A 17,800-nucleotide genomic window follows, 5' to 3' on the forward strand; every position below is an offset into this window, starting at 1 on the left:
GTTACTCGGCGGCAGCCGGGGTAGGTTGGGACGCGCCGTCGTTCATCTTGGAGTTGTCTGCACCCTCGCCAGCGGACCCCGCGTGGTCCTGGAGGCTCGCGACGTCCCAGGCGAAGCTGCGCTGGGCCTCAATGGCCTGGACCGCGACGTTGAACTCGGCGACCGTGGTGATGCACGGGACGCCGTTGGAGGTGGCGGCGGCCCGGATTTCGTAGCCGTCGCCGCGGGCCGCGCCGCCGGAGGGGGTGTTGAAGACCATGTCGATGGTGCCGTCGTTGATGAGGTCGACCACGGTGCCCTGGCCGTCTTCGCCGGTGCCTTCGCCGAGCTTGCGGACGTCCTTGGTGGCAATGCCGTTCTTGCGAAGCACCTCCGCGGTGCCGCCGGTTGCCATAATGGTGAACCCGAGGTCGGCGAGGCGTTTGACGGCCATGATGACCGCCCGCTTGTCCCGGTTCGCGACCGAGACGAACACGGTACCGTCGATGGGGAGGGCGTTATTGGCCGCGGCCTGGCTCTTGGCGAAGGCGGTGTCGAAGTGCTTGTCAAAGCCCATGACCTCGCCGGTGGAGCGCATCTCCGGGCCGAGGAGTGAATCCACGACGTGCCCGTCCGGGGTGCGGAAGCGGCTGAAGGGCAGCACGGCTTCCTTGACCGCGATGGGGCCGTGTTCGGCCAGGTCCATGCCGTCTCCGGTGGCCGGGAGGATTTTGTAGACGTCGCGTAGATGGCTGATCGGGACGCCGACGCCGATGAGGGCGGCGGCCTTGGCCAGTTGCACGCCGGTCGCTTTGGACACGAACGGCACGGTGCGGGAGGCGCGCGGGTTGGCTTCCAGAACGTAGAGGACGTCGGAGGCGAGGGCGAATTGAATGTTGATAAGGCCCTTGACCCCAACGCCTTCGGCGATTTTCAGGGTCGCTTGGCGCACCCGGTCGATGACCTCGCGGCCAAGCGTGATCGGCGGGAGCACGCATGCCGAATCGCCGGAGTGCACTCCGGCTTCCTCGATGTGTTCCATGATGCCGCCGAGGTAGAGCTCGTGGCCGTCATAGAGGGCGTCAACGTCGATTTCCACCGCGTCCTCGAGGAAACGGTCGATCAAGACGGGGTGGTCCTCGGTGATTTCGGTGGCGTTGGCAATGTAGCGTTCTAGGCTGGGCTCGTCGTAGACAATTTCCATGCCGCGCCCGCCGAGCACGTAGCTCGGGCGAACAAGGACCGGGTAACCGATCTCATCGGCAATGGCCTTCGCATCCTCGAAGGAGACAGCGGTGCCGTTCTTGGGGGCAATCTCGCCGGCCTCGGCGAGCACCCGGGCGAAGGCGCCGCGGTGTTCTGCCAGATCGATCGCTTCCGGGGTGGTGCCAAGGATCGGGACGCCGGCGGCCTGGAGGTCCGTGGCAAGTTTCAGTGGGGTTTGGCCGCCAAGTTGCACGAACACCCCTTGCACTCCCCCGGTCCGCTGTTCGGCGGCAATCACTTCGAGAACGTCTTCGAGGGTGAGCGGTTCGAAGTAGAGGCGGGTGGAGATGTCATAGTCGGTGGAAACCGTCTCCGGGTTGCAGTTGATCATGACCGTCTCATAGCCGGCCTCCCGCAGCGCCATGGTGGCGTGCACGCAGGAGTAATCGAACTCGATGCCCTGGCCGATGCGGTTGGGGCCGGAGCCGAGGATGATGACCGAGGGCTTTTGGTGCAGTTCCACCTCATCCTCGAGGTCATAGGCCGAGTAGTGATAGGGCGTGTAGGCGGCGAATTCGGCGGCGCAGGTGTCCACGGTCTTGTAGACCGGGCGGATGCCAAGCGCGTGCCGGATGCCGCGGACCACGGCCTCGCTTTGGTTGGTAAGTTCGCCGATTTGCTGATCGGAGAACCCGTGGCGCTTGGCCTCGGCGAGCAGTTCCGGGCTGAGTTCGGTACTCAGCCGGATGCGCTGGGCAATCTCGTTGATGAGCTGAATTTGGTCCAGAAACCAGGGGTCAATCTTGGTGGCGTCAAAAATCTCTTCCACACTGGCGCCGCCCAACAGGGCCTGTTGCACCTGGTAGATGCGGGCCGTTGTGGGGGTTTTCGCGGCTTCGATCAGGTCTGGGACGTCCAGGGCGTTGACCGGGGCGAACTGGAACTGGGAGCCCTTTTGCTCCAACGACCGTAGCGCCTTTTGCAGGGCCTCGGTGAAGTTGCGGCCGAGGGCCATGGCCTCGCCCACCGATTTCATGGTGGTGGTCAAGGTGGGATCGGCTGCCGGGAATTTCTCGAAGGCGAAGCGCGGCACCTTGACCACCACGTAGTCCAGAGTGGGTTCGAAGGACGCCGGGGTCTTGAGCGTAATGTCGTTCGGGATCTCATCCAGGGTGTACCCGAGGGAGAGCTTGGTCGCGATCTTGGCAATGGCAAAACCGGTGGCTTTGGACGCCAGGGCGCTGGAGCGGGAGACGCGCGGGTTCATTTCAATGACGACGACGCGCCCGGTATCCGGTTCCACCGCGAATTGGATGTTGCAGCCGCCGGTGTCCACACCGACCTCGCGGATGACCTTGATCGCGACGTCGCGGAGCTTCTGGTATTCCTTGTCGGTCAATGTGAGCGCCGGGGCGACGGTGATGGAGTCGCCGGTGTGCACGCCGACCGGGTCCAGGTTTTCGATGGAGCAAATGACAACGACGTTGTCATTCTTGTCCCGCATCATCTCCAGCTCGTATTCCTTCCAACCGAGGATGCTCTCCTCGAGGAGGACCTCGCTGGTGGGGCTGTACTGGATGCCTGCCCCGGCGATGCGGCGCAGGTCCTCCTCGTTGTAGGCCATGCCGGAGCCGAGGCCGCCCATGGTGAAGGACGGACGCACCACGAGCGGGTAACCGAGTTCGGCGGCGGCAGCGATGGCTTCATCCATGGTGTGCACGATGATGGATTTCGCCGATTCGGCGCCGCTGCGCTCGACCACGCCCTTGAACTTCTCCCGGTTTTCACCGAGTTCAATCGCTTCGATATTGGCGCCGATCAGTTCGACATCATATTTCTCCAGGGCGCCGTTTTTAGCGAGCGAAATCGCGGTGTTGAGCGCGGTTTGGCCGCCGAGGGTCGGCAGGATCGCGTCCGGGCGCTCCTTGGCGATGATCTTTTCCACCACGTCCGGAGTGATCGGTTCAATGTAGGTGGCGTCGGCGAACTCGGGGTCGGTCATGATGGTGGCCGGGTTGGAGTTCACGAGGATGACGCGCAGACCTTCATCCTTTAGAACGCGCAGGGCCTGGGTACCGGAGTAGTCGAATTCGGCGGCCTGTCCGATCACAATGGGACCGGAGCCGATTACCAGGACACTCTTGAGGTCTTCTCTCTTGGGCATTACTTTGTGGTCCCCTCTTGGGTGCGTGCGGTGTTCATGAGGTCGATGAACCGATCGAAAAGGTAGGCGGAATCGTGGGGTCCGGCCGCCGCTTCGGGGTGGTATTGCACCGAAAAAGCGGGCAGGTCCAGGCACTCGAGTCCTTCCACCACCTCATCGTTGAGGCTGACGTGGGAGACGCGGGCTCGGCCGTAACGCTCTTCGGGTGCTTGCAAAATCTCGCCGATCGGCGCGTTGACCGCGAAGCCGTGGTTTTGCGAGGTGATTTCCACCTTCCCGGTGTTTTTGTCCATCACCGGCTGGTTGATGCCGCGGTGGCCAAAGCGCAGTTTGTAGGTACCGAAACCGAGGGCGCGGCCCAACAGCTGGTTGCCGAAGCAGATGCCAAAGAACGGAATCTTTTTGTCGAGTACTTGGCGCAGTAGGGCAACCTGCTCGCGTGCCGCGATGGGGTCGCCGGGGCCGTTGGAGAAAAATACGCCGTCCACGTTGAGGTTTTCAATGTCCTCCAGGGTGGATGAGGCGGGGATCACGTGGACGCGCACCCCGCGCGCGGCGAACATTTTCGGTGTCATCGCCTTGATGCCAAGGTCCAGTGCGGCGATCGTGTGGGAGGGCTCGCCCTCGAAACCGTTCTCGGCCGGCTCCACCGTGTAGGTTTCGGTGGTGCTGACAACGTCGGAGAGGTTTGCGCCCTCCATACCGGGTTGGTTTGTGACCTTTTCCAGCAGCTCCGCAGGACTTGATTGCAGCGCTTCGCCAGAAAAGATGCCGCCGCGCATGGCGCCGCGTTCACGCAGGTGTCGGGTGAGGGCCCTCGTGTCGATGCCCTGAATACCGATGACGCCCTGATTGACGAGGGCATCATCAAGGGTGCCGGTGGAGCGCCAGTTGGATGGGCGCCGCGCGGGGTCGCGGACAATGTAGCCGGACACCCAAATGTTTTTCGACTCGTTGTCTTCCTCGTTGACCCCGGTGTTGCCAATGTGGGGCGCGGTTTGTACCAGGATTTGGCGGGCGTAGGAGGGATCGGTGATGGTCTCTTGGTATCCGGTCATAGCGGTGGCAAAGACAACTTCGCCGAGCGTTTCCCCGCGGGCTCCATAGGCCTTACCCCACAGGGTGGTGCCATCTTCTAAGATGAGGACCGCGGCGCTGTCAGTGTCAGGCTGTGCGGCGATGGTGGGCAGGCTCATGCGGATTCTTCTTCCATAGTGTCATTGGGGATGGGGTTCAGTAATGTCAGTGCGTGCTTCTTGTCGGCGTCCTTGCGGAACCGGAATGCGGTGTCGACTTCCCGCTCGCCGTAAGTCCACGAAATCACGAGCAGCCCTTCACGTTCCACGAATTTTCCAGCGGCACCGCTCGTGAGCTCCACCTCTGTGATGGCGTTGCGGTCAATGAAGATTTCCGGTGCTCCGGTGCGGGTAATGAGCACGCCCTCGGCGCCGATTCGCAGGATGGACTTGGATTTGAAGGCGAGTGAATGCACAACGATCCGGTCCAACCAGTCGCCGTGGCTCGTCGTGCTGACATATTCGCCCGGTGATTCCAGTTGCAACCCTGTGAGGGTGTCCGGGCCCTCAGGGAGCACGGGATAGTCCGATTGGCGGCGTCGCTTGCGGGTCCAGGAGAAGATCATCCCGCCCAGGAGCAGGGTCACCAGTACGACCCCGAAGGCGATCACAAGGGGCGCTTGTTCCATCACGGCCTCCCCGCCGGGGTGGCCAGTTCGGAGTTTGCCACGACGCGGTGGCCGCGGTAAAACGTGTGCACGAGGCGAGCGGGTAGTTCCATTTGGGCAAACGGTGAGTTGTTGCCTTGGGTGCTCATGGCGGCAGGGTCCGCGATCCAGCGTGCCTCGGGGTCAATCAGAATGATATTAGCCTCGGCGCCGACCTCGAAGTTGTGTCCTTGGTTCCCCAGACCGGTCAGCCGTGCCGGGGTGCGAGAGGTGATCTCGGCAAAACGGCGCCAGCCGATCATGCCGGTTTCGATCAGAGCCTTCGCGACGACCGAAAGGGCGGTCTCTAATCCGGTCATGCCCATGGCGGCCGCCATCCATTCGCATTCTTTCGACTCGTCCGGGTGCGGGGCGTGGTCGGTACCGATGACGTCGATGACCCCGTCGGCGACGGCTTGGCGGAGTGCCTGCATGTCTTCCTCGGTGCGCAGCGGCGGGTTCACCTTGTATACCGGGTTGTAGCTGCGGACCAACTCGTCGGTGAGGAGCAGGTGATGCGGGGTGACTTCCGCACTGACGCGGATTCCGCGTTCCTTCGCGGCGCGGATGATCTCAACGCTCCCGGCGGTCGACACGTGGCACACGTGGAGGCGAGAGTTGGTGTGTTCAGCCAAGAGCACGTCGCGGGCGATGATGGCTTCTTCGGCCACCGCGGGCCAGCCGACCATGCCAAGTTCCGCGGAGACGACGCCCTCATTCATTTGCGCCTTCTCGGTCAGACGCGGCTCCTGCGCGTGTTGCGCGATAAATCCGTCAAAGGCCTTGACGTATTCGAGGGCGCGGCGCATCAATTGTGCATCCCACACGCACATACCGTCATCGCTGAACATGCGAACCTCGGCGCGGGAGGCGGCCATCCCGCCAATGTCGGAGAGGCGTTCTCCGCCCAGTCCTACGGTGACGGCGCCCACCGGACGCACCTGGGTCCACCCGGCCTCGCGGCCGAGCCGATCGACCAGTTCGACGACGGCCGCGGTGTCGGCGACCGGAGCCGTGTTAGCCATGGCGTGCACGGCGGTGAACCCGCCGCGGGCAGCCGCTTGGGAGCCGGTCAGCACGGTTTCGGCGTCCTCGCGGCCGGGTTCACGCAAATGGGTATGCATGTCCACCATGCCCGGCAGCGCAACGAGTCCCGTGGCGTCAATGGTCTCGAGGTCGCTCACGTCCGTGGCCCTTGCGGCGGCATCGGCGCCGACCGCGGCAATGGCACCCTCGACCACCAGGATGTCTTGCGGGTCTTCGCCAAAGAGCGTTGCGCCAGTGATCAGATAATTGCTCATACGGGGACCTCGGTCTTTGCGTTAGGGGTCACGGGTGCATCCAACAGCAGCGTGTACAGGGCCGCCATGCGCACCGAAATGCCATTGGTGACTTGATTCAAAATCAGCGAGCGCGCCGAATCGGCCGCGAGGGAGCCAATTTCTAATCCGCGGTTCATGGGACCGGGGTGCATGATCACACTGTCCGGGGCGCTCGCATCCACCCAGGAACGGTACCGCGCGTCGTCCAGACCCCACTGCCGGGAGTACTCGGCCGCCGAGGGGAAGTACGCGGCGTGCATGCGCTCGGACTGCACGCGCAACATCATCACCACATCGGGTGCCTCACCCAGCGCGGCATCCAGGTTATAGGTAACCTCCGCCGGCCAGGAGTCCGCGCGTTGCGGCAGCAGGGTTGGAGGCGCGCACAAGGTGACGTCCGCACCCAAATTGTTGAGAAGCCACAGGTTGGAGCGGGCGACGCGCGAGTGCAAGACGTCCCCGACAATGAGAACCCTGAGCCCGTCGAGTGCGCTTCCGTGGCCGAAGCCGTCGCGGTGGCCGGCGAAGTGGCGGCGCATCGTGAAGGCGTCAAGCAGCGCTTGGGTGGGGTGCTCATGAGTGCCGTCCCCGGCGTTCAGCACGGCGGCGTCAATCCAGCCGGAGTGTGCAAGTTGTTCTGCCGCACCGGAAGAGGGGTGCCTGATGACCACAGCATCGGCTCCCATCGCCTGCAGGGTTTGCGCGGTGTCTTTCAGGCTTTCGCCCTTGGACACCGAGGAGCCCTTCGCGGAGAAGTTGATGACATCCGCGGACAACCGCTTTGCCGCGAGTTCGAAGGAGGTGCGGGTGCGTGTTGAGTCTTCAAAGAACAGATTGACCACCGTCTTGCCGCGCAACGCCGGGGTTTTCTTCTGCTCCCGCTCCCCCACCTGGGCCATCACGTCGGCGGTATCCAGGAGCGCGATCGCGTCCTCGCGGGACAGGCTCCGTGTCGAGGTGAGGTGCCTCATGACGGATCACCCCCGGCAATCACAACCCGGTCCTCGCCGTCCACGCCGTCAATGTCGCTCAGCCGGACCTTGACCACTTCGGAAGAGGACGTCGGGAGGTTCTTTCCCACGTGATCGGCACGGATCGGCAGTTCGCGGTGGCCGCGATCAACCAGCACGGCGAGCCGCACCGCGCGCGGGCGGCCATACTCGGTCAGCGCATCCAAAGCGGCGCGAATGGTGCGTCCGGAGTACAGTACATCGTCAACCAGCACGACGACCTTGTCATCGATCCCGCCTTCGGGGATCACGGTGTCCTGAACGGCTCGGGTGGGTTGGCGTTGCAGGTCGTCGCGGAACATCGTGACATCCAGTTGTCCCACAATGTCGGAGAGTCCCACCTCGGGGTGCACCTTCACAATGTTCTGGGCAATCTGGCGCGCCAGCGGAACCCCGCGCGAGGGAATGCCTAAGAGGACCACATCCGAGGCACCCTTGTTGGCTTCCAGGATTTCAAAGGAGATGCGCGTGAGGGCGCGGGAAATATCTGCACCGGAGAGCACGGTGCGTTCGGCGCCCAAGGAGGCATCGCCGTCGTTCATCTGCTGTGCGGAAGAATTCCGCTCATGTGGGCGCGCGTGAGCGCTCATGCCCGCTCCTTCCCCGCCTCTCTGGACGGAATTTAAAGGGTTGTGGCTTCAATTCACGGTATCACAGGAGTACACCGTGCCGGGACGCGTCGCAGCTAACCCATCAGCGTGGGCTTGAGCTTTTCGATCCGCCCCAAAAGGCCGTTCACGAAGGTCGGCGACTCGTCGGTGGAGAGCTCTCGGACCATCGCCACGGCTTCGGAGAGCGCGACCTTGTCCGGGGTGTCATCGTTGTAGAGGAGTTCCCAGACCCCAATGCGCAGGACGTTGCGGTCAACCGAGGGCATGCGCTCCAGCGTCCAGCCCTGCGCGTAGGTTGCGAGGTATTCGTCGATTTCCTCGCGGTGCGCGTCGACGCCGTTCAGGATTTCCACCGTGTACGGGTTGACCGGGTGGTCGCTGTTGGCGCGGTGCAGGGCCAGAATCTCCGCCGTGGGGACCTCGCGCTGCTCGGATTCGAAGAGCATGTCCAGGGCGCGGCGGCGGGCCTTGGTACGCGAGGGGGTGCCTTCACGCTTAGGCTTGGCGCCTGCGCCCTGGGGGTTGTGTGGACGTTCTGCGGCCACTAGCTAACGCGCCCGAGGTAATCACCGGAGCGGGTGTCGACCTTGACCTTGACGCCCTGCTCGAGGAAGAGCGGCACCTGGATTTCGTAGCCGGTTTCCACGGTGGCGGGTTTGGTGCCGGCCGAGGAGCGGTCGCCTTGCAGGCCGGGCTCGGTGTAGGTGATCTCCAGCACGACGCTCGCCGGGAGTTCAAGGTAGAGCGGGTTTCCTTCGTTCATGGCGACGGTGGCCTGCTGGCCCTCGAGCATGAAGTTCGCGGCGTTGCCGACAATCGGGCCAGGGATGGTGATCTGGTCATAGGTGTCATTGTCCATGAAGACGAAATCTTCGCCGTCCTTGTACAGGTACTGGTAGTCGCGGCGGTCGACGGTCGCGGTCTCCACCTTGGCGCCGGCGTTGAAGGTCTTGTCGACGACCTTGCCCGAGAGCACATTGCGCAGCTTGGTTCGCACAAACGCGCCGCCCTTGCCTGGCTTGACGTGCTGGAACTCGATGACGTTCCAGAGGTTGCCGTCCAACTTGAGGACGGTGCCGTTCTTAATGTCGTTAGTGGATGCCACGGTGTCGCTTTCTTTTGTGCGCTATGAGGGTGTCAGGATCAAGACCAGCCTATATCTTAGCGAATTTAAGCGTCGTTCTGGGTTTTCAGCGCCGTATATGCCGCTGAAAACCCAGAACGGCGCTTAAATTTGCCGGGGGCGGGTTAGTCGGCGACCTCTTGGAAGGCGGCGAACAAGAGGGACGTGTCGGGGACCTCGAGGATCGTGGGTGAGCCGATCTTATCCAGCACCACAAACCGCAACAGATCCCCGCGCGACTTCTTATCCCGGCGCATCCCTTCCAGGAGGGTTTTCCACCGGTCCGCCCGATACGTGGTGGGCAGCCCGTACGCCTCCAGGATCCGTTTATGCCGGTCCGCGCTCTCGTCGTCGAGTTTGCCCACCAGCCGCCCCAGTTCGGCCGCGAACACCAGCCCCACCGAGACGGCCGCGCCGTGACGCCACTGGTACCGCTCCGCCAGTTCAATCGCGTGCCCCAGAGTGTGCCCGTAGTTCAAATACTCGCGGCGCCCGCCTTCGCGCAAATCCGCGGAGACAATGTCCACCTTGACCTTGATGGCCCGCTCAATCAGTTCCCGCAACAGAGGCGAGCGCGGATCCTTGGCGGCATCCGGCGAGGCTTCCATCAGGTCCAAAATTTCCGGGTCGGCAATGAACCCGCACTTGATGACCTCGGCAAGGCCGTTCACCAATTCGTTGGCCGGGAGCGTGTCGAGGGCAGCCAAATCCACCAGCACCGCCGCCGGGGTGTGGAAGGAACCCACCAGGTTCTTCCCCTCGGCGGTATTGATCCCGGTCTTGCCGCCAACCGCGGCATCCACCATCCCGAGCACGGTGGTCGGAATGTGGATGACCTTGACCCCGCGCAGCCAGGTCGCCGCGACGAAGCCGGCAAGGTCGCTCACCGCGCCGCCGCCAACACTGATGATCGCGTCCGACCGCGTGAAATCGTTCTGTCCCAGCACTTGCCAGCAGAACGCGGCCACCTGGATGTGTTTGCCCTCCTCGGCGTCCGGGATTTCCGCGGTCAGCGCGGTAAAGCCTTGGGAGTCTAGTTGTTCCCGGACCAGATCCCCCGTTGCGCGCAGCGCCCGCGGATGAATCACCAGCACTCGTTTGACCCGCTCGCCAAGAAGCCCGGGCAATTCGCCGAGCAAATCCCGGCCAGTCAGGATCGGGTAGCTGGTCTCTGGGGTGCCTTCTACTGTGACGTCCAGTGTCTTCAGGTCTTCGCTCACGCTTTCGGGTTCTCCGTTTTCGTTATCGTCTCGTCCCGGGCATCGCCACCCAGGACCACATCCTCAATGCGATCCACAATCGCTTCCAAGTCCAGTCCGCGGGTGTCCACCCGATGGGTCATAGTCTGCTCGTAGAGCGGGCGGCGTCGATCGGCGAGCCGCTGCCAGTTCTCGGCCGCGTTCTGCGCCAAGAGCGGGCGCACCCGATCGCGTTCGATCCGCGGCAAAATGTGCTCCAGATCGGTGTCTAAGAAAATCACCGTCCGGGAGCGAAGCAACTGTTGCGTCCCCTCATCGAGCACGGCTCCACCGCCGAGCGCCAACACCAGAGGCTCCTTTGCCCGCTCAAATATCCGGGCGATTGTCGCAGCCTCAAGCTGCCGGAAATGCCGTTCCCCGTAAGCGCGGAACAGGTCTGCAATCGGCCCGTGCTTCTTGACCAGTTCCTGGTCGGCATCCACAAACGGCACCCGCCACCGGGCCCCCAGGGCGCGGGCCACGGTCGTTTTCCCGACGGCCATGAACCCGATCAACACCACATCGGATTCCAGTGCGCTCATGAAACGCCTTGTGAATCCAGCGCCTCGGGGATGTTCGCCAGGTAGCTTTCCAGATTGCGTTTCGTTTCGGCCACACTGTCGCCGCCGAACTTTTCTAGGACCGCGTTCGCGATTACTAGGGCCACCATTGCTTCTGCGACCACACCGGCCGCCGGCACCGCGGCCACATCGGAGCGCTGGTGGTGCGCCGTGGCGTCCTCCCCAGTGGCGACATCCACGGTTCGCAACGCTTTGGGCACGGTCGCGATCGGCTTCATGGCGGCGCGCACACGGACCACATCGCCAATACTCATTCCGCCCTCAATACCCCCGGCCCGGTTGCTCGCGCGCACGATCCTCCCGGACTCGTCCCGCACAATCTCGTCATGCGCTTGTGAGCCGCGGCGCGAGGCGGTCAGGAAACCGTCGCCCACCTCGACACCCTTAATTGCCTGAATACCCATGAGCGCCCCCGCCAGCCGCGCATCCAACCGGCGATCCCAGTGCACGTAGCTCCCCAGGCCCGGCGGCAGCCCGTACACGAGCACCTCCACCACACCGCCCAAGGTTTCCCCGTCCTTCTTTGCCGCATCAATCTCGGCGACCATCGCGTCCGAGGTCTCCCGGTCAAAGCACCGCAGCGGGTTCTGGTCCAAAGCCAAGACGTCATCCGGTCCGGGCAGAGGCGAGCCCTCTGGCACCGAAACCGTCGCTATCGAGACGGTGTGCGAGACCACCTGAATCCCCAATTGCGCCAAAAACCGCGCCGCCACGGCACCAAGCGCCACCCGTTCGGCGGTTTCCCGCGCCGAGGCGCGCTCCAGCACCGGACGCGCATCGTCAAAACCGTACTTTTGCATCCCGGTGAAATCGGCGTGCCCGGGTCGCGGCCGGGTCAGCGGGGCATTGCGCCCAAGGCCTTCAATCGCTGCCTCATCCACCGGGTCGGCGGACATGATCTGTTCCCATTTAGGCCATTCGGTGTTGCCCACCTCGATCGCGACCGGCCCGCCCTGGGTCACCCCGTGCCGCACGCCGCCCAAAAAGCGCACCTGGTCCTGCTCGAATTTCATCCGCGCGCCACGGCCGTACCCGAGACGGCGCCGCGCCAGAGCCTCCTGAATGTCCGCGCTGGTCACCTCAACCCCGGCAGGGACGCCTTCAACAATTCCAACGAGGGCCGGTCCATGGGATTCACCGGCGGTCAACCAACGCAACATAGCTTCCATCTTATGGGCGAGCGGCCTTAACCCTCACGCCGGGGGATGCCGATCGCGTCACACATCGCATTAATCGCGGACGCCGGCACCGCCCCATCCAGCCGCCCGAACACCCTGACCTGTTCGATCGCTTGGTAGAGCAGCATCTCCTTGCCGGACACCACGCTCCCCCCCGCCTGAGCGAAGGCACGCGCCAGTTCACTGGGCCACGGGTCGTAGGCGACATCCAACAGAACCCCGGGGAGTTCCGGGACATGGTGGGATAGCGGGTCGGCGGCGCGGGCAGGCAGGGTGGAAAGTACGACGGCGTGTCCCCCACTTTTCGGCCCCGGCTCACCGCGGCTGTGGGTTGCCAAAATGTCCGGTGTGAGCGGCGAAACCGTGAGGCTGGTTCCAAGTCGGGCCGCAAGGTCCGTGAGCTCCGTGGCCTTGGCAACATCCCGGAGCGCCAGCTCGATCGAACTCGCGCCCAGGCGGTGCGCGGCGGCCAGCGCTGCCAGTGCGGTCCCGCCTCCGCCAAGGATGAGGCAGGAGTCGACCTTTTTCACGCCCACATGCTCCAAGGAACGCACGATGCCGTGAATATCAAAGTTGTGCGCGCGAATGGTGCCCGCATTCGGGGAGGAGGCATCGCCGTCGAACATCAGGGTATTTGCCACCCCGATCAGGCGAGTGTTCTCATCGAGCCAATCCGCCCGCTGGGCGGCGACGCGCTTGAGCGGCATGGTGACCGAGAGCCCCAGCCAGCGACGCTCGCGGTCGGTGCGGAGCGACTCGAGGAAGGCTCCGAACGCGCTTTCCGTCACCTCGATGGCGGTATAGTCCGCGTTAATGCCGAGGTGGGAATAGGCGGCCCGGTGCAGGGCCGGTGAGAGCGAGTGCGCGATCGGGCTGCCAATGACGGCGGCCCGGGCGGGCGCGCTCACCTACTCGCACCGTCCGGCGTTGGCCGCGCACCACTGCTGGTACTTGTCGACATTGGCAAGGTGTTCCTGGTAGGTGCGGGCGAAGAGGGTCTCGCCGGTGTCTAGGTTGACGGTCACCCAGTAGTAGTAATCGTTTTGTTCCGGGTTGATCGCGGCCTTGAGCGCGTCCAGGCCCGGCGTGTCAATCGGGCCGACGGGCAGTCCGGTCATGGCAAAGGTGTTGTACGGGTTGCTCGTGTCCGCCTTCTCCTCGGCGGTGACGTTCAGCGAACGGCGATCAAGCCCGTAAATGACGGTCGCGTCCGATTCGATGCGTCCGCTGGTTTCCGGGTTGTCGCCCTTGAGCCGGTTCGTCAGCGCGCCGGCAATGCGGGCGTAGTCGGTCTGATTGCCCTCGGCCTGCACAATGCTCGCAAAGGTCAACGTCCGGTACTGTTCGGCCGGGTCTGTCACTCCCAGCTTGGTCAATTCTTCCTTGGTCTTGTCCACCAGGGTCTGGATGATGTCCTTGGCCGAGGTGCCCTCATCGAAGCGGTATTCGCCGGGCCAGAGATATCCTTCCAGGCTCTTGGCCTGGGCCGGGAGACCGAACTGTTGCGGGTCCTTATTCAGGGCCTCGAGTTCGGAAATGTCCACGTGCGCGCCGTCGGCAATCCGCTGCAGCGACTCGCCCACGCGCAATCCCGCGTCCAGCGGAATATAGGTGACGCGTGCGGCCTCGCTCAGGAGCGCCTCGACAGCGCCGGCGTTGCTCATTTCCTTGCGCATTTCGAAGTCGCCGGGCTGGATGGCGCGGCCGTTGGCGGTTTCGTCCAGGGTTTTCAAGAAGGCGTCCGAGTTCGCGACAATGCCCTGCTGCTGCAGGTTGTTGGCGATGGATCGGCTGGCTTCGCCTTCCTTGATCGAGAAGGTCACCGTTTCGGTGCCGGGGCCGGGAAAGTCGGTGGGTTTGCCGAGGCCGAACATGTCCATCACGCGCGGGGCGAAAAGGAAAATGCCGGTGACAAAGAGGACCAGGACGATTCCGAATACGATCGCTTGATTGCGTTTGCGGTGCTTGTGGCGAGGCGTGGTGGGGACTTCTTCGAAGACGCCGGGGCGCTCGTCGTGGGCCGCCACGGGCTGTGGGAGCATGCCGGTGGCTGGTTCGGCAGGAGTAGGCGAGGGTGCGGCCGGGGAAGGTTGCGGCTGCGACTCTGGCTGTGGCTTTGGCTCTGGTTGGGGCTGTGGCTGGGCCTGGTCTTGCTCCGGGCGCTGGGCCTGTGATTGCGGCTGCCGTGTCTGCTGTGTGGGCTCTGCATTGCGCGGCTCGCGGGCCGGCGCATCTTGTGCCTGCGCGCCTTCCTCGGCTTGCTGCCCCGGCGCGTTCTGGTCAAAGAATCCGCGGGCGCGCAAATCACGGCGGCGTACGGGCACATGCTCGGAATTCTGATCGTTGCGTTCAGTCATTCGGATGCCCGCCCGGAAGTAGCGTGAGCTTCGTCATCTGAACCGTCCTTTTGTTGCTGGGGGTTATCAACAGCACCCGCGGCGAGAACTATGGGGGTTCCAGCTGGCCGGTGGTGTCGCTTTTGGAAGTCTAGGGCTTGTTGCAGTATCTCAGTAGCCGCTAACTGATCGATGGATTTTTTGAAGTCTTTTGCGCTCACTCCGGCTTCGGCGAGGTTTCTGCGGGCCGTTGCCGAGGTGAGGCGCTCATCGATGAGACGCACTTCACACCCCGTGTCGCCGTGTTGCAGGTGAGCGGCCAATGTGTGGGCGTAGTCGCGCGCCATCGCCGTGGATGCGGACTCGCCACCGTTCATGGTCAACGGCAAACCGACATAGGCCACGACCGCACCGCGCTCTCGAACTTCGTGGCCGAGTTGGCGCACATCGAAGTTCTTTTTGAGGTCGCGCTTGAGGGTGCGCAAGGGAATGGCCGTCCGGGCACCAGGGTCTGAGACGGCCACCCCGACGCGGGCGTTGCCCACGTCGATGCCAAGAGCCACACCGCGAAGCGGGCTCTTAGCACCGGCACCGTGAATGTCGGGGTCGCTCACGCAACCACCTTGAGAATTTCTTGGCGTACGGCTTCCAATGCCTCGTCAATCTTCGAGGCGTCCTGGCCGCCGCCTTGGGCGAGATCGTCCTTGCCGCCGCCACCGCCGCCGAGGACGCCGGTTGCGGTCTTGACCAGGCTTCCGGCCTTCAATCCTTTTTCGCGGGCGCCCTCATTGGTCGCGGCAAGAACCATGGGCTTCCCGTTCACGGTTGCGACAAGGGTGATGACCGCGGGCGTTGAACCAAATCGGGAACGTATGTCGGTGACGAGCTGGCGCAAGGCATCGGCGCCGTCCAGAACGCCAATGCTGGCAATCAGAATCTTGACGCCACTCGACTCCTGAGCCTTCTCGGCGAGCGAACTCGCTTGTGCCAAGACTTGTTGCTTGCGCAAGGCGGCAAGTTCCTTTTCGGTGCTGCGCAGCTTCTCCAGAGTGCTGGAGATACGCTCCGCGAGTTGGTCGCTTGGGACCTTCAGCATGCCGGTGAGCTGGTTGACCAGCGCGCGTTCTGCGGCGAGGTGGCGGAAAGCGTCCAGGCCAACAAACGCCTCGACACGGCGGTTTCCCGATCCCACCGACTGCTCGCCAAAGAGGCTCAGCGTCCCCACTTGTGCGGTGGAGTTCACGTGTGTACCACCGCAGAGCTCCCGGGACCAGGCACCGTTGATCTCCACCACGCGCACTTCGTTGCCGTAGTTTTCGCCAAAGAGCGCCATGGCGCCCAGCGCCTTGGCCTCGTCCAGGGCCATGACCTTGGTGGTGACCTCGAAGTTGTCGCGGATGGCGACGTTGCTCACTTCTTCGATTTCGCTCTTGGTGCTTTCGCTGAGCGCTTCGCCCCAGCCAAAATCGAAGCGCAAATACCCGGCCTTGTTGAAGGAACCGCGCTGGGTCGCTTCGGGTCCCAGGATTTGGCGTAGGGCGGCGTGTACCAGGTGCGTTGCCGAGTGCGCCTGCTCTCCGGCGTGGCGGCGCTGCTGATCCACCGCTGCCACCACGGCGGCCTCGGCGCTCACCTCGCCTTCCCGTACGCGCGCCTTGTGGACGTTGAGTCCGCGGATTGGGCTTTGGACATCCAACACTTCAAGAACAAAGCCGTCGCCGGTGATCAACCCGGTGTCGGCGGCCTGACCGCCGGACTCGGCGTAGAACGGGGTTTGATCGAGAACCAGCTCGATCTCCTGGCCGACACCGGCGCTGGGCACGAGTAGCCCGCCGGAGAGAATCCCCTTGACGCGAGCGTCGCTGGTGAGCTCGTCATAACCGGTGAAGACGGTTTTGCCGTTCGCGCCCAATTCCTTGTAGACGCTGACATCGGAGCCGCCGAGCTTCTTTTGGCGGGCGTCCGCCTTGGCGCGCTGACGCTGTTCCTCCATGAGGGAACGGAAGCCCGGCTCGTCCACGGCCACACCGGCCTCTTCGGCCATTTCCAAAGTGAGGTCGATCGGGAAGCCGTAGGTGTCGTGCAACATGAACGCGTCCTGGCCGCTCAACGGCGTTCCGGCGGCCTTTGACGCGCTCACGGCTTCATCCAGGCGCTCGGTGCCGGAAGCGATGGTTCGCAGGAACGAGTTTTCTTCGGCATACGCGATCCGGCTGATGCGCTCGAAGTCCTCGGCAACCGCCGGGTAGAAACCCTTCATCGCGTCCCGGGACACCGGCAGCAGTTGCGGCAGCGAGGGCCCCTCAACACCGAGCAAGCGCATGGCGCGGATGGCACGGCGCAAAAGGCGTCGCAGCACATAGCCGCGCCCCTCATTGGACGGGGACACACCGTCCGCGATGAGCATTAACGACGCGCGAACATGATCTGCCACCACGCGCAAACGCACGTCGTCGGCGAACTCGGGGTCCTCCGGATTTTCGGAATGAGTGTATTTCTTCCCCGACAGGCGTGCGGCCTCTTCGATGACGGCGAACAATTGGTCCGTCTCATAAATGTTGTCCACGCCCTGAAGCAGCATGGCCAGACGTTCCAAGCCCATACCGGTGTCGATGTTCTTCTTGGGTAGCTCGCCCACGATCTCGTAGTCGTTCTTGCCAATGCCGGCGCCGCGTTCGAACTCCATGAACACGAGGTTCCAGATTTCCATGTAGCGGTCGTCATTGACCGCCGGTCCCCCGGCTTCGCCGTATTCGGGTCCGCGATCATAGAAAATTTCAGAATCAGGCCCTGCAGGTCCCCCGGCCTGGCCGGTATCCCAGAAGTTCTCTTCCTTGCCCATGCGCTGAATGCGCTCCGCCGGGAAGCCCACAACCTCGGTCCAGATCCGGAAGGACTCTTCATCATCCCGGTAAATGGTCACCCACAGCCGATCCGGATCCAGCCCATAACCGCCTTCCTCTTGAGAGGTTGTCAACAGCTCCCAGGCGTAGGGAATTGCCTTTTCCTTGAAGTAGTCGCCAAAGGAAAAGTTGCCCATCATTTGGAAGAAGGTCCCGTGCCGAGCCGTCTTGCCGACCTCGTCGATGTCGGGTGTCCGAATGCACTTTTGTACACTGACCGCGCGCTCAAAGGGCGCAGGTTGAGCACCGGTGAAGTAGGGCACAAAGGGGATCATCCCGGCAATGACAAACAGCACCGAGGGATCCGGTGACACGAGGGACGTTGATGGCACCGCGACGTGATTCTTCTTGACGAAGAAGTCAATCCAACGCTGTGCGATCTCGTGGGTCTTCATGGAGGTTTCTTGCTCTTCTCTTCACGTGTAA

15 protein-coding genes are annotated in these 17,800 nt (G+C 63.4%); all 15 read right to left on the bottom strand.

The window, feature by feature from the left end; translation table 11 throughout:
• Position 1 precedes the first annotated feature (1 nt).
• Entirely contained in the window at positions 2 to 3,349 is a 3,348-nt protein-coding gene (gene carB / locus O148_RS16480) for a carbamoyl-phosphate synthase large subunit (RefSeq protein WP_051620184.1), read from the bottom strand.
• On the bottom strand, positions 3,349 to 4,545 hold the full coding sequence (gene carA, locus O148_RS0112470; protein WP_026531188.1) for a glutamine-hydrolyzing carbamoyl-phosphate synthase small subunit: 1,197 nt from the start codon (positions 4,543 to 4,545) through the stop codon (positions 3,349 to 3,351). Before carA ends, carB begins: the two co-directional genes overlap by 1 nt.
• Positions 4,542 to 5,054: a PH-like domain-containing protein gene (locus tag O148_RS0112475; protein WP_026531189.1), complete on the bottom strand. Its 513-nt coding sequence runs from the start codon at positions 5,052 to 5,054 to the stop codon at positions 4,542 to 4,544. Before O148_RS0112475 ends, carA begins: the two co-directional genes overlap by 4 nt.
• A complete protein-coding gene (locus O148_RS0112480) occupies positions 5,054 to 6,373 on the bottom strand; it encodes a dihydroorotase (RefSeq protein WP_026531190.1) in 1,320 nt (439 codons plus the stop codon). Before O148_RS0112480 ends, O148_RS0112475 begins: the two co-directional genes overlap by 1 nt.
• A complete protein-coding gene (locus O148_RS16485) occupies positions 6,370 to 7,365 on the bottom strand; it encodes an aspartate carbamoyltransferase catalytic subunit (RefSeq protein ID WP_051620185.1) in 996 nt (331 codons plus the stop codon). The genes O148_RS0112480 and O148_RS16485 overlap by 4 nt, the downstream gene beginning before the upstream one ends.
• Complete coding sequence (gene pyrR, locus O148_RS0112490; protein WP_026531191.1) at positions 7,362 to 7,946, bottom strand: bifunctional pyr operon transcriptional regulator/uracil phosphoribosyltransferase PyrR; 585 nt, start codon at positions 7,944 to 7,946, stop codon at positions 7,362 to 7,364. Before pyrR ends, O148_RS16485 begins: the two co-directional genes overlap by 4 nt.
• 143 nt (positions 7,947 to 8,089) lie before the next feature.
• On the bottom strand, positions 8,090 to 8,560 hold the full coding sequence (gene nusB, locus O148_RS0112495) for a transcription antitermination factor NusB (RefSeq protein WP_276203072.1): 471 nt from the start codon (positions 8,558 to 8,560) through the stop codon (positions 8,090 to 8,092).
• Positions 8,560 to 9,120, bottom strand: a complete 561-nt coding sequence (efp, locus tag O148_RS0112500; RefSeq protein ID WP_026531193.1) for an elongation factor P — start codon at positions 9,118 to 9,120, stop codon at positions 8,560 to 8,562. The genes nusB and efp overlap by 1 nt, the downstream gene beginning before the upstream one ends.
• 143 nt (positions 9,121 to 9,263) lie before the next feature.
• Positions 9,264 to 10,346: a 3-dehydroquinate synthase gene (gene aroB, locus O148_RS0112505; RefSeq protein ID WP_157374634.1), complete on the bottom strand. Its 1,083-nt coding sequence runs from the start codon at positions 10,344 to 10,346 to the stop codon at positions 9,264 to 9,266.
• Positions 10,347 to 10,354: 8 nt separating this feature from the next.
• A complete protein-coding gene (locus O148_RS16490; RefSeq protein WP_051620186.1) occupies positions 10,355 to 10,918 on the bottom strand; it encodes a shikimate kinase in 564 nt (187 codons plus the stop codon).
• Positions 10,915 to 12,117, bottom strand: coding sequence for a chorismate synthase (aroC, locus tag O148_RS0112515; RefSeq protein WP_026531195.1), 1,203 nt, complete (start codon positions 12,115 to 12,117; stop codon positions 10,915 to 10,917). The genes O148_RS16490 and aroC overlap by 4 nt, the downstream gene beginning before the upstream one ends.
• A gap of 26 nt (positions 12,118 to 12,143) precedes the next feature.
• Positions 12,144 to 13,043: a shikimate dehydrogenase family protein gene (locus O148_RS0112520; protein ID WP_026531196.1), complete on the bottom strand. Its 900-nt coding sequence runs from the start codon at positions 13,041 to 13,043 to the stop codon at positions 12,144 to 12,146.
• Complete coding sequence (gene mltG, locus O148_RS16495) at positions 13,044 to 14,492, bottom strand: endolytic transglycosylase MltG (RefSeq protein ID WP_240470868.1); 1,449 nt, start codon at positions 14,490 to 14,492, stop codon at positions 13,044 to 13,046.
• A complete protein-coding gene (gene ruvX, locus O148_RS0112530) occupies positions 14,489 to 15,085 on the bottom strand; it encodes a Holliday junction resolvase RuvX (protein WP_169737537.1) in 597 nt (198 codons plus the stop codon). The genes mltG and ruvX overlap by 4 nt, the downstream gene beginning before the upstream one ends.
• Positions 15,082 to 17,769 (bottom strand): alanine--tRNA ligase, encoded by a 2,688-nt coding sequence (gene alaS, locus O148_RS0112535; protein ID WP_026531198.1) that lies wholly within the window; start codon positions 17,767 to 17,769, stop codon positions 15,082 to 15,084. Before alaS ends, ruvX begins: the two co-directional genes overlap by 4 nt.
• Positions 17,770 to 17,800 lie beyond the last annotated feature (31 nt).

The sequence above is a fragment of the Haematomicrobium sanguinis DSM 21259 genome, from assembly GCF_000688395.1.
Lineage (GTDB): Bacteria > Actinomycetota > Actinomycetes > Actinomycetales > Micrococcaceae > Haematomicrobium > Haematomicrobium sanguinis.

Excerpts from the sequence above, each read along its gene's own strand:
- O148_RS16490 (WP_051620186.1), bottom strand. The coding sequence starts at position 10,918 with ATGAGCGCACTGGAATCCGATGTGGTGTTGATCGGGTTCATGGCCGTC.
- O148_RS0112480 (WP_026531190.1), bottom strand. The coding sequence starts at position 6,373 with ATGAGCAATTATCTGATCACTGGCGCAACGCTCTTTGGCGAAGACCCG.
- pyrR (WP_026531191.1), bottom strand. The coding sequence starts at position 7,946 with ATGAACGACGGCGATGCCTCCTTGGGCGCCGAACGCACCGTGCTCTCC.
- alaS (WP_026531198.1), bottom strand. The coding sequence starts at position 17,769 with ATGAAGACCCACGAGATCGCACAGCGTTGGATTGACTTCTTCGTCAAG.
- mltG (WP_240470868.1), bottom strand. The coding sequence starts at position 14,492 with ATGACTGAACGCAACGATCAGAATTCCGAGCATGTGCCCGTACGCCGC.
- carA (WP_026531188.1), bottom strand. The coding sequence starts at position 4,545 with ATGAGCCTGCCCACCATCGCCGCACAGCCTGACACTGACAGCGCCGCG.
- O148_RS16485 (WP_051620185.1), bottom strand. The coding sequence starts at position 7,365 with ATGAGGCACCTCACCTCGACACGGAGCCTGTCCCGCGAGGACGCGATC.
- O148_RS0112475 (WP_026531189.1), bottom strand. The coding sequence starts at position 5,054 with ATGGAACAAGCGCCCCTTGTGATCGCCTTCGGGGTCGTACTGGTGACC.
- aroC (WP_026531195.1), bottom strand. The coding sequence starts at position 12,117 with ATGTTGCGTTGGTTGACCGCCGGTGAATCCCATGGACCGGCCCTCGTT.
- carB (WP_051620184.1), bottom strand. The coding sequence starts at position 3,349 with ATGCCCAAGAGAGAAGACCTCAAGAGTGTCCTGGTAATCGGCTCCGGT.